Origin of the sequence: Aeoliella fuhlenseeensis (assembly GCF_052161615.1) — a bacterium.
Lineage (GTDB): Bacteria > Planctomycetota > Planctomycetia > Pirellulales > Lacipirellulaceae > Aeoliella.
Genome location: NZ_CP197417.1, coordinates 2,064,962 through 2,077,327 on the forward strand (window position 1 = coordinate 2,064,962; position 12,366 = coordinate 2,077,327).

8 protein-coding genes are annotated in these 12,366 nt (G+C 59.1%); 3 read left to right on the forward strand and 5 right to left on the reverse strand.

Annotated features, from left to right (window positions below; genetic code table 11):
- Positions 1-15 precede the first annotated feature (15 nt).
- Entirely contained in the window at positions 16-2,493 is a 2,478-nt protein-coding gene (locus SH292x_RS07985) for a PVC-type heme-binding CxxCH protein (protein ID WP_442485070.1), read from the forward strand.
- A gap of 15 nt (positions 2,494-2,508) precedes the next feature.
- Here the strand turns inward: SH292x_RS07985 and SH292x_RS07990 are convergent, their stop codons facing one another.
- Complete coding sequence (locus SH292x_RS07990) at positions 2,509-3,651, reverse strand: NAD(P)/FAD-dependent oxidoreductase (RefSeq protein ID WP_442485071.1); 1,143 nt, start codon at positions 3,649-3,651, stop codon at positions 2,509-2,511.
- A 207-nt stretch (positions 3,652-3,858) separates the two neighbouring features.
- On the opposite strand from SH292x_RS07990, the gene SH292x_RS07995 reads away from it, so the two are divergent.
- Both SH292x_RS07995 and SH292x_RS08000 read left to right on the forward strand, forming a co-directional pair.
- Entirely contained in the window at positions 3,859-5,259 is a 1,401-nt protein-coding gene (locus SH292x_RS07995) for a D-arabinono-1,4-lactone oxidase (protein WP_442485072.1), read from the forward strand.
- A 508-nt stretch (positions 5,260-5,767) separates the two neighbouring features.
- A protein-coding gene (locus SH292x_RS08000; RefSeq protein WP_442483600.1) for an IS5 family transposase occupies positions 5,768-6,516 on the forward strand; the annotation gives its coding sequence in 2 pieces (ribosomal slippage) (positions 5,768-6,095 and positions 6,095-6,516; 750 coding nt in all).
- Positions 6,517-6,620: 104 nt separating this feature from the next.
- Here the strand turns inward: SH292x_RS08000 and SH292x_RS08005 are convergent.
- Genes SH292x_RS08005 through SH292x_RS08020 form a run of 4 tightly spaced genes read right to left on the reverse strand, consistent with a single transcriptional unit; the run spans position 6,621 to position 12,332 of the window.
- The gene (locus SH292x_RS08005; protein ID WP_442485073.1) at positions 6,621-6,968 is read right to left on the reverse strand and encodes a DUF3147 family protein; all 348 of its coding nucleotides are present in this window, start codon (positions 6,966-6,968) and stop codon (positions 6,621-6,623) included.
- Between the two features lie 33 nt (positions 6,969-7,001).
- The gene (locus tag SH292x_RS08010) at positions 7,002-7,481 is read right to left on the reverse strand and encodes a hypothetical protein (protein ID WP_442485074.1); all 480 of its coding nucleotides are present in this window, start codon (positions 7,479-7,481) and stop codon (positions 7,002-7,004) included.
- 43 nt (positions 7,482-7,524) lie between these two features.
- The gene (locus SH292x_RS08015) at positions 7,525-10,962 is read right to left on the reverse strand and encodes an efflux RND transporter permease subunit (protein WP_442485075.1); all 3,438 of its coding nucleotides are present in this window, start codon (positions 10,960-10,962) and stop codon (positions 7,525-7,527) included.
- 8 nt (positions 10,963-10,970) lie between these two features.
- Entirely contained in the window at positions 10,971-12,332 is a 1,362-nt protein-coding gene (locus SH292x_RS08020; protein ID WP_442485076.1) for an efflux RND transporter periplasmic adaptor subunit, read from the reverse strand.
- Positions 12,333-12,366 lie beyond the last annotated feature (34 nt).

Genomic DNA, 12,366 nt, shown 5'->3' on the forward strand with positions numbered 1-12,366 from the left:
AAAGGTCCATCGCGAATGTACTTTGAATATCGCAAATCGCGTGTGCGGGTTCAAGTAGCACGCAACTGGCGTCGCCGCTTCACGTTGCAGCAAGCAGCCTGCATCCTCACACTGGCAACCTGTGGTTGGGTCTCCACAGGGGCTCAAGCGGCACCTCCGCGAGTGCTGGTCGAGGGCTACACGCTGGAGCGAGTGGCCGCCGAACCCGATGTGGTCACGCCGATTGCCATTGGTTTTACCTCCAACGGCGACCTGCTGGTCATCGAATCGCACACCCACGAGCGACCCGATGAGTACAAAGGCCCCGGAAGCGATCGCATCCGCCGTTATAAAGACACCGATGGCGATGGAAAGTTCGACACATGGTCGACCTTTGCCGAAGGTTTTCGCTTTGCGATGAACTTGCAAGTCCGCAAGGACAATGCGGTGATTGTTGTCACGCGTCGCGATGTCTTCCTGCTTCGCGACACGGACAACGACGGAACCGCCGACGAGCGAACGACACTCGTCCATCTGGAGTCGGAAGTCGACTATCCTCACAACGCCCTCGGCGGATTCGCGTTCGATCCCGAGGGTGGCTTCTACTTGGGGCTCGGTGAGAACTTCGGCGGCGAGTATCGACTTGTCGGCAGCGATGGCGAGGCGTTCGCTGATTCGGGCGGGACGGGCATGGTGTTCCACTTCGCGGCGGATGGATCGAAGCTGACTCGCGTCGCGCAAGGATTCTGGAATCCGTTCGGACTGTGCGTCGTGGGCCAACATACTTTGTTTGCGGTCGATAACGATCCCGATGCCAGTCCGCCTTGCCGATTGATTCACGTGGTTCCGACCGGCGACTACGGTCATCGCTTCGAGTACGGCCGTGCGGGTGTGCATCCCCTTCAGGCATGGGATGGTGAACTTCCCGGCACGCTTCCCATGATTTGCGGCACGGGCGAAGCCCCGTGTGCAGTGGTACCTCACGAAGGCTTCTTGTGGGTCACGAGCTGGGGCGATCATCGTCTCGAACGCTACAAGCTCGCGCCCAAAGGAATGTCGTTCGACGCCCAGCGCGAAGTGGTCGTCCAAGGAGACGCTGATTTCCGGCCCACCGGCTGCGCCGTTGCTCCGGATGGTTCGCTGTACTTCGCCGATTGGGTTTCGCGGAGCTATCCGGTGCATGGACAGGGTCGTATCTGGAAGTTGAGCACCGCGGAGAACGTGACGCCATCGACGGACATCGCAGCCGTGACAACAGTGGAGTCTGCAGGGAACGCACCGAACGATGCCGTTAACGACGATCCATTCGCGCGCCAACGAACAGTCGCTCGCCTCGATGAAGCGAAGGCAGTGGACGCGATGCAAGACGAGAAGCTGATGTTGCTCGGGCTTCAAGCCGCTCGTTGGAACGGGTGGGACGGCTCTGACATGATGCTTCGAAAGGCCTTGGCGTCCACCGATCCCGACGTCCGTCTCTACGCAGTGCGCTGGATCGCCGATTACCATCTCACCGAACTCCGAAACGATATCGCCAAGCTCCTCGAAGGCGAGATCCCCAACGAACGATATTACCTGTGCATTCTGGCTGCGATTCACTGGCTCGACAGCGATCGCCAGCCGCCACCCAAGGAAGTGGTCGATGGACTGCTTGCTCGCGAACTGCGACATGGCAAGCGTTCGGACGACATCAAAGCCCTTGCCCTGCGATTGCTTTCGCCCGATCACAAACAGCTGACGCTCGAAGTGCTCGATGGTTACCTTGCCGGTTCGCATGCGGGGCTGCGAACCGAAGGAGTGCGGACCCTCGCCCTCAGCAAGCACCCCGAACGATTCGATCGGCTCGCGCAAGTCGCCGGCAACGAAACGGCCGATGCCGAACTTCGCGCGGATGCAGTGGCGGGTCTCGCGGCTGCTTCGAAGGATTTCGCGCCGCTGCTCGAACGCCTTGCGGCAAGCGACCAGCCTGCCGTGGCCAAAGAAGCAAGCCGCGTGCAACGTTTTGCAGGTCTCGTCGAAGTCCTCGAAGAACCAAAGCCCGAAGCGACCGACATCGACACCTGGCTGGTACTCACCGAAGGGCTCGGCGATGTGAACGCCGGGCGTCGTCTGTTCTTCAGCAGTGTCGGCCCTCGCTGCGGCACCTGTCACGCGATCGAAGGGCGAGGTGGCGACTACGGCCCCGACCTCACTCGCTACGCCACGAGTCACGATCGTCGGCAGGCACTCGCGTCGATCCTCGAACCTAGCCGCGACATTGCGCCGCGCTACGTGCCGTGGGTTCTGGAAACGATGGATGGAAAAACACACGTTGGTTTGCGACTGCCGCTGGGAGGGGATGGTGGAACGGAGCCGTATATTGACGATGAGGGGAATCGCTTTGACTTGTCGAGCGATGATGTCGACTATCGCGAGCCTTCGAAGAACTCGATCATGCCCGCCGGACTTGAAAAGACAATGTCGATCGACGACTTCGCCGACCTACTCGCGTTCTTGCTCTCGACGAAAGCGAACTGAGTGTTCTATTCAACTCTACTTCACAAACTCACCTCCTTTTACCGCTTTCGCCGTTGTTGAAACTCTGGCTCCCGCTGGCGTCAGCGCACCGCGGCGGTGGAAGTAAACTTGGCTCGCCGCCATTCGCATCGGGGCGGTGGCGAGCATCAGGTTGAAGAACCAGTCGCTCTGAAAGTGGTCGAACAGGAATCGCAGAAGTCGCTTCTTGCGGAACCTGGGATACGTCTTCGCAAACCAGTGACACGGATCGTCGCACTTTCCTTCGAGGAAGTCAGCCACCGCGTGCCCCGCAGCGAGGCCATGCTTGAGTGCGGTGTGAATGCCACCGGCAGTGACCGGCGAGACCATTCCTGCCGCGTCGCCAACGAGTAATGCACGCTCCGTTGCCACGGGTCGGATGACTCCTCCGCAAGGAATCATCCCCGCGCGAATCGACTGCGGTTCCAGCGTCCGCACGTCGAGCACGGGGGCGATCTTCGCCAGGTACTTCTCCATCACCCGTTTAATCGCATCCGCGTCAGGACGCATCCGGCGCGCGAGTCCCACCTGAACCACCCCGACGCCCGGCACGATCCAACCGATGTAGCCCGGCGCGAGCTTGCGATCGATGAAGCAGTGCAGGCGATCGTCGGCGGCGAGCGCAAGGCCCTCGAACTCGTACTCCATGCCGAATAGGAACTCGCGATTGAGTCCAAGCCCCAAACTACGAGCCACCTGCGAGTTCGGACCATCCGCGCCAATCAAATAACGCGTCTCCCCTACCCCATCGAGTTCGTATCCACCCCGCACCCGTGTCGCCGATTGAAACGGCGAGTCGAGCAGCACCTCGACGCCCATCTGCTCCGCTCGCGCAGCGAGCCAGCGCATGACGTTTGGGGTGTCGGTGGCGAGGAAGTAATAACCGGGAGCGTCGAGATCGACGTAGCGCATGCTCGGTGCGTACAAGCGAACGCCTGGAACTGCGCGGACGAACTCCGATGGCATCAGGTCTAAAAGTGCGATCTGATCCACCGCGTCCTTCACGATGATGCCCGTGGTGTGGAGCTTTTCGCCGGGGTCGGCTTTCCTCTCCATCACCCGCACGCGGAGTCCACGCTGCGCGATCACACTCGCCGCTGCGAGCCCGGCGAAGCTGGCCCCCACGATCGTGCAATCCACCGGCGAATGAGTTATTGAAGTATTCAAGCGGCGACTTGGGGCAGGACTATCAGGCGGGTGGAAGGCGTTGTGACTACGTAAGCGGGGTGGAATTGGTTCGCCAATTCCGTTTTCGGCCCCTTCAAATGGTCCGGCGGCTCCTCCCAGGTATTCCGCCGCTGGTAGAATGCTCGACTTGGGCCTCGTTTCCCCCGCCACGCACTTGCCATGAGAATTCGAAACTTCGGCCGCAATCTCGACTTCACGCCCGACCAGTATTTTGCCCCACAATCGGCGAGCGAGGTGCTCGACGTACTCGTCCGCGTGAAGGGGAAACGCGTTCGCACGATTGGCGCGTTGCACTCGTGGAGCGAAGCTCCACTTGAAGACGAAGTCGTTCTCAGCACCGAGTACCTTGATGGCTTTCGGGTCGAGAAACGCGGTACGGAGACTTGGGTTTTGCTCGGCGGTGGGTGTCGACTCAAGGACATCTTGCCGAAGCTCGATGCCCACTGGCTCACGCTGCCGACGCTGGGGCTCATTACCGAACAGTCGATCGCCGGGGCCGCAGCCACGGGGACGCATGGTTCGGGTCGCCAGAGCGTGTCGCACTTCGTCGACGAAGTGACCCTCGCTCACTACGACCCTGCGACCGGCGAGCCGACGCTCACCACGGTTCGCGACCCCGCCCTGCTCCGTTCCGCACGTTGTTCGCTGGGCTGCATGGGCGTTGTGGTGGAGGTTGGCATTCGCTGCCGCGAGCAGTATCGGGTGGAAGAACATTTTAGTCTCTACGATGATCTGACGAGCGTGCGCGACGCCGAGCGAGAGTTTCCGCTGCAACAGTTCTTCCTGATTCCCTACGCGTGGAAGTACCTCGCGCAGCATCGGCGTGAAACCCCGGCACCGCGGTCGCGTCTTGCGTGGCTCTATCGTTGGTACTGGTTCGTGTGCATGGACGTTGGTTTGCATCTGGTTATCCTGTCGCTCGTGCGGGTGCTTCGCAGCCCGCGGCTCGCCCGATGGTTTTTTCGCAACGTGGCGATCACGACCGCGATTCGCAACTGGCGGGTGGTCGACAAGTCGCAGTCGATGCTGACCATGGAGCACGAGCTGTTCCGCCATATCGAAATCGAGATGTTTGTCCCAAGCGATCGGCTCGGCGAGATGCTCGACTTCACGCAGTCGCTGCTCCTGCACGCCGCGGGCGTGCAGGAGATCGAGGCTCGTTGGCAGCAACCGATCGCGGAGCTTGGACTCGCCGACGCGCTTCAAAGTATTCATGGTGTCTACGGTCATCATTACCCGATCTGCATCCGAAAAGTGCTCGCCGACGATACGGCGATATCCATGTCGAGCGGCGACGATACTTACTACGCGGTCAGCTTCATTTCCTACGAAGCCCCAGAACGCCGCGAAGGCTTCTTTCAGTTCGCCGCCGTGCTTGCCCACGCTACCGGCGAGTTGGTCGCTGCTCGCCCCCATTGGGGCAAGGTCTGCCCCATCGATTCGGCGGAAGTCGTTCGGCTTTATCCGAACCTCGCCGAGTTTCGCGCGGCGTGCGAGCAGTTCGATCCGCTAGGAGCCTTTCGCAATCCGTGGCTCGCGAAAGTTCTTTTTGAAGAGTGATAAAGTCGCGATTTGGTCAGAATTTCGTTGGGTGCGACTTTACTCTTTTTCGATCGTGCGAAGCCCTTCGCGTAAGTACTTGTTATCGAAGAGGTTAGAGCGAGTGCTAAAGGAGCGGTCGAAAGAGTAATGTCGCAGGGGCAAACCGCAGGTGCGACTTTACTCTTGCTCGCTTGCACAACGACGCCGTCGTTCCGACGGGAGTAATGCTCCCAGAAGAATCTCGTCCCCCCGGGATCGTCGAACGATTGGCGACCGAGATCCTCTCGTCGCTAGTGCTCCATCAGGATGACAACGACCGTCGCCCCTCGAAGCACCCCCAACCCCCACTTCTGCCATTCCTCCTATTCTGTCCAGGTGCCGAAACATCAGTCCACTACTTAGGTGGCATGTGTGCATCAGATCACAGGTGAGTGGCGCTTTCTAGGCCGTGTTGACATACCTATGTTGCATCTAGGTGGATCGGGTAAAGTAGGCGAGTAACCGTTACCTCATGGAGGAGGATTAGATGCGACGTTTTGAATTGACGGACGAGCAGTGGGAGCGTGTGGAGAAGCTGTTGCCGGGTCGGGTGGGGTGTCCGGGGCGTAGTGCGGAGGACAACCGGTTGTTCCTAGATGCTGTGCTGTGGATCGTTCGTACTGGCGCTCCGTGGCGTGATCTTCCAGAGCGTTTTGGGCCGTGGAACAGCGTCTTTCAACGGTTCAACCGCTGGGCGAAGAAGGGGGTCTGGCAGCAGGTGTTCGCCGCTCTTCAAGAGGCGGATTGGGAGTGGGTGATGCTGGACGCCACCATCATTCGGGCCCACGTTCACGCGGCGGGGGCTCGAAAAAAAGGGGAGATCAGCAACTTGGGCGATCGCGTGGTGGATTCGGAACGAAGGTCCATGCGGTCTGCGATGGACTCGGCAATCCCGTAAAGCTCCTCCTGACACCCGGGCAGACTCACGATGTTACTCAAGCTGTGCCGCTCTTGGAGGGACTCACGGCGGAACACGTGATCGCCGACAAGGGTTATGACAGCGAGCAAGTACGAGAGACCATTGAGCGCCAAGGCGCGACGGCCATCATCCCTTCGCGAAGTAATCGCAAAGTGCAGCGGGCTTACGACCAGCATCTGTATCGAGAACGCAACCAAGTCGAACGACTGTTTGCCAAGCTGAAGCAATGCCGACGCATTGCCACTCGATACGACAAAACAGCACGAAACTACCTCGCGTTGCTGCATCTGGCAGCCACAATGATCCTCTTGGCCTGAATGTCAACACGGCCTAGTCACTTTTTTGAAAAAAGTAGAAATAGTTTGGAGGGGGTGGCGGGGGGCGAAAACGCCGCTGGAAACAGGTGGCAGGTGCTGGAATTCTAGGCCGAACTGCCATGATGACGGAGCAACGTGATTGCCAACCAGTAAAGTCCAACGGTCACCCCCGAGGCGATTGTCATGCTCGTGTAGAAGCCAACCTGCCTGCTCAGTAGATAAGGCACTAGCAGGAAGAAGGGCAACGAGGGCAACACCAGCCAGAAGATGCTGTTTGAAAGCGCAGCGACTTTCTCGCTGTCCCCCGTGTCCCAATAAAGCCAGATCATTCCGAGAATCGACACCAGCGGGAGAGAAGCGAAGACTGCTCCAAGAAGTGTGCTGCGTCGGGATGCCTCCGAGACGGCGACAACAAGTGCAGTGGTAATCAACACTTTAAGGACGTAGACCATTCGACTTTCTCCCGCTCGATGCCGATGCGAAACTTAGTGCGTGTGAGCGACTTCTTCGAAGTCGCCTGCGAACGGTGTTCCGTCTACCTCGCCACTAATCGTGCCGGCGAATTCTTGCACGACGCCTAGGCTTTCGTGCTTGCCGACGAAGCGGGAACTCTTGCCGTCCGCTTCGCCCTCCATTGGGACTGGCATCAGGTCGACCTGAAATGCGGGCTCGCTGATGCTCAGCAGCAACTTCTCTGCCGCAACGGGTGCCGCGGCCTTGGCGTTGCTATCGAGGACGTAGACCGTTGCCTCTTGGGTGTCGTGGTTCACGGTGAACTCGACGTGGTACTTTCCACCACCCCAGTCGGCCACTGCACCACCGTTGGGGCCATCGCCGTGACTGTGTCCACCTTCGGATTCCGCCGCCGCTGGTGACTCGCTTGCGGCGGGTGCGGTGGAAGGCTTTTCGCATCCGCTTACCAAAAGCAGACTTGCTGCCAGGATCAAACCTACATGAAACTTCATCTCACAACTCCTTCGTGCAAAACTTAACCGCGCTTCGATGACGTTATCGAAGCATTTCCTCTTCGCTCTTCTCTTCCGCCACGCTGTCGAGGGCATCTTTGCCGCTGAACTTCCAGAACAAACCTGGATGGATCAAGAACTCACAGAACGTACAAGTGATGAGTCCACCCACGATCACCGTGGCAACGGGGTAGAGAATTTCCAGACCTGGCTTCTGCCCCCCCAAGACGATTGGCATCAAACCCATGATCGCCGTGATGGCGGTCATCAGCACCGGTGCCAGTCGCTCCAAACTGCCTCGCAGAATCATGCTTTGCGTAAACCCTTCCTGCTCTTCGCGCATCAGATGAAAGTAGTGCGTGACGAGTAGGATGCCATTGCGAACGGCAATGCCCCCCAGGGAGATGAACCCCACGAGGCTGGCGACGGTCAGCGTTTGACCCGTCAGGGCCAATGCTGCAACCCCGCCGATGAAGGCCGTGGGAATGGCGTTGAGGATTTGCAGCACGATTCGCACCGACGGAAGCAGCATCAGCAGGACGACGAATACCCCGATCACCGACACCAGGGCCATCACGCTGATGAGCACGGTGGCCGATCGTTGGCTCTCGAACTGTCCGGCATACTCGACGTAGTAGCCTTCGGGGAAGCGAATTCGCTCGCCGATAATCCGCTCGATGTCACTGACCACGCTACCCAGGTCACGACCTTCGGTGTTGCATCGCACCACCATCCGCCGGCGGACGTTCTCACGCATCAATTGATTGGGGCCCGTCATTCCCTCCGGAAAGTCAGCCACGTCTTCCAGCTTGATCCGGCCCCGTCCGTCGGGCAGGTCGATGAGCAGGTTTCGCAAGCTGAAGTAGTCGGTTCGTTCCTCCTCTCGCAGCCGGACCACCAGATCGAATCGCCGCGAACCCTCCAGAACCTGAGACACCGTGTCGCCACGCAGTGCCGTCTGAACGTAGCCCGCGATGTAGGCCCTGCTGACTCCGTAATAGGCAAGCTCCTCGGGCCGCAAAACGATGTGAAGTTCGTCGACGAACTCCTGCGACTCGATGACGGGGGTCGTCAGGCCAGGGATTTCGGATATCTCGCCCTTCACCTGTTGGGCTAGCCGCTGGAGCGTCGAGAGATCGTCGCCGTAGATCTTGATGGCAACATGGGCGTAGACGCCCGACAGCATGTGGCTGATTAGATGAGCCAGCGGCTGATCGGCTTCGACATCGACGCCAGGAAGCTCTTGCTTAAGTTCGCTTAGCAGCGAGTGGATGATCTCTTCCCGAGTGCTCTCGCTTTCGGGATTCATGCTCAAGATGTACTCCGTCATGTTGACGGGCTGGGCATGTTCGTCCAGTTCGGCTCTTCCCGTGCGCCGAACGAAATGCACCACTTGGCCATCGGGATTGGTGGGCGTGCGGAGGAGCGGCTTGAGCTTGGCGTCGACAATCGCCGCAGCGTCGTTCGACGCTTGGAGGGAGGAACCAGCGGGGAGCGTCAGGTTGATCTGTACGCTTCCCTCATCGAACTGCGGCAAGAAGTCGGCACCTAATCCACTGAGCACGAACACGCTGAGCGCTACGAGCCCCCAGGTCATTGCGAGCAGAGTACCGGCGTGACGCATGCTAAACCGGACCAGGTAGCCGGCGAGCCACTTAAGCCCACGCAGCAAGGCTCCATCCTGATTGCGATGCGTCGCCGGGGAGTTGGGCAGCAGGTAGTACGAGAGCACGGGGGTCACGGTGAGGGACACCAGCAGCGATGCCAGGATCGAAACGATGTAGGCGATCCCCAGCGGTGCGAACAGTCGTCCCTCGACTCCTGACATGGCAAAAAGCGGTAGGAACACCAGGATCACCACGGCGGTACCGAAGACGATCGACGAGCGAATCTCTCGACTTGCCTCGTAAACTACGGTGAGGGCCGGCCTGGGTTCGGCCAGTGCGTTGTTCTCGTTGAGTCGGCGAAAAATGTTCTCGACATCGACAATGGCGTCGTCCACCAACTCGCCCATCGCCACCGCGAGCCCACCAAGGGTCATCACGTTGATCGAAAGCTCTTGCCCCACGAAGTAGCTCAGTAGTCGGAATACGATGGTGGTGATCGCGAGGGACAGCGGAATGGCGGTGAGCGTGATGAAGGTTGTGCGGAAGTTGAGCAAAAACAGGGCGAGCACCACAACCACCAAGAAGGCGCCGATCACCAGGGCCTCGCCGACGTAGTAAACACCTCTGTCAATGAAGTTCTTGAGTTGAAATAGATCGCGATTGATGAGCAGATCGGCAGGCAGCGAGTTCTCGACTTCCAGCAAAGCCGAGTGGATTCGCTCGGTCAGACCGCGAGTATCGACGTGGGGCTGCTTGACGAGGGTGATGACGATGCCGGGGTGACCGTCGATGCTCGCATCACCACGCTTGGGGGGCGAACCTTCTCGCACTTCCGCGATCTGCTCGATCAGCACCGGACGGTCGGAAGATGCGTCGACGGGCACTTTCCGCAAGTCGGCGAGCACTTCGTCGGTACCTGGCCCCAAGCGACCAATGACTCGAATCGGCCGTTCGATCTGTCCCTCATTGGTGAAGCCGCCGGTCGAGTTCAGATTGTTGTTCGTGACCGCCTGTTCCACCTGTTGGACGGACACCCCGAACTCGAAGAGTCGTTCGGGATTGATCTCGACGTGGTATTGCTTCTCGTCGCCGCCGAGGACGATGACTTCCGCAATGCCCGACAGCTGCAAGAGCCTTGGGCGAATCACCCAGTCGGCTATGGTGCGGAGTTCTCTTGCTTGTTGTTGTGGAGACAGGAAGCGAGCAAGGTGCGGCTTGTCGTCGACGGCCACCTGCACGGTGAGTTCGCCGTCGCTGGCGGCCGCCACTTCCAAGGGGGTGGTTTCTTCGAGCGTTACCTTGGTCCAAGTGGAGGGATCGTGCCGCTGCTTGGCAGCCCAGCCCAGGAACGTATCGCCGGACTCCGACTCGACTTGTTCGAGAACGAGTCCCGTATCCCCGATGCTCGCTAAGCGTCCGCCATTCGGGCCGGTTTGCCTATGAACCCCGACGTGCATCACCTGTCCCATGATCGAGGTCGGCGGTGCCATCAGCGGCCGTATGCCCTCGGGCATGATGCCGGCAATGTTGGCCAACCGTTCTTGCACTACCTGTCGGGCCGATTGGATTTCTGTGTCCCATTCGAACTCGATGTAGATCACGACGAGTCCCATGCTCGATTGGCTGCGAACGGCAACGACGCCGTTCGCACCCAGCACGGCCTGCTCGATCGGCTGGGTAACCAGCGTCTCGATTTCTTCAGGCGAGTAGCCAGGACACTCCGTAAGGATCACGACACGCGGCCGGTCGAGGTCGGGGAAGACATCAATCGGCATCGTTGTGGTGAGATAGCCGCCGAAACCAAGCGCGGCGATGCTCAGCACCAAGATCAACGGGCGATGCCGAAGCGAGAATCGAATGATGGCGTCTAACATGGCGGCTCCTAATGATTGGTGTGTACGGAACCGTCCGCATGAACGTGGACGCCCGAAGGGGCTGATCCCGCTTGGGATTTCAACACACGATTGAGCTGAGCCGCTCCCGATTGAGCAACGTAGATTCCGGGAGGAACACTGCCGTCATTCGCAATCACTACCTCGCTCGGAGTTTCGTGCAGAACGTGAACCGGTTTACGGTCGAAGAGGTCGCCGTTCTGGCGAAACACATACGCTTCGGGCACTTCGTGGACCACTGCCGATGCGGGCACGACGAAGACGTTTTCTAATTGCTCAACCCGAACTTCGAGTTGCACTCGTTGCCCAGGACGAAAACGCCAGAGGTAAAGCCTGTGGCCGTCCCTTTCGTACGTCCGCACTTGGTTTTCGAGCGGCAGGAAAACGGATATCGTTCGATTATCGTCGTTTAGGGTGTTCGAGATGTGGTGAATGGTGACGGGGGGCATTGGCTCCGACCACTCGAACTCGCTGTTCTCTAGCAGCTTGATATCAATCGTCCATCCTTCTTCCGCCGCACGTTGCAAGAGTGGTAATTCTTGCCGAAACGCCGATCCTTCGATGAACAAGGATTGGTGCTGCGAAAGTGTCGCAAGTCGCTCGCCCGCTTGAACATGCTGGCCAATCTCGACGTGAACCTGCTGCAATTCGAACACCGATGCCAAGTCGCTTTGCCCGCTCTCGTCCTGACGCCATCCATCAGGCACGTGGATGATGACATCGGAAACTAGCGTTCCCCCGGCGATCGACTCAATTTGCTGAGGCGACAGACCGCGGATTTGAAGGTCTTGCCGATGCGCTTGAATGGACACATCTAGCCGTCGTTGCTGATTGCGGAGCAGAATCAGATCTCGCCTGGGGAGGCTACCCGACTCAGCAAGTGGAGTTAAGCGATCAATCTCCTCTTGAACAATCTCGTGTTCCTTGCTCGCTTTGAATAACTCGGTTTGCGATGCCTGAAACGACTCCCCAACGAGACGCAGCGTAAACAGGCGATCTCCGGAGGTAACCGTTTCCCCTGCGAAGTGATCGATGGAAGTCACTACGGCGGTGACGGGAGCAACGACGCCCCGGTCACTTATGCCAGGTCGATCCACGACCACGCCCGGTATCTGGATGGTTCGCCAGTACTCGCGAGGCTGTAGTGATACAGAAGTGAGTTTCAGGTTCTTGCGCGCCTGGGGAGTGAGCAACACCTGCTCGTTCGGCAACGCCATGCCGGGGGAGTCTTCGCCGCTTGTTTGCTCTTGCTTGGGCGCGAACAGAGCGAGCCAATGCTCTTTTGTTAGCAGGCCTACGGTAGCCAACGCACCGAGCGCGACCAGAATGGCAACGGGTAAATAGCGATGCACGGAATGTATCCTCCAACCACCACAAGACTGCCCG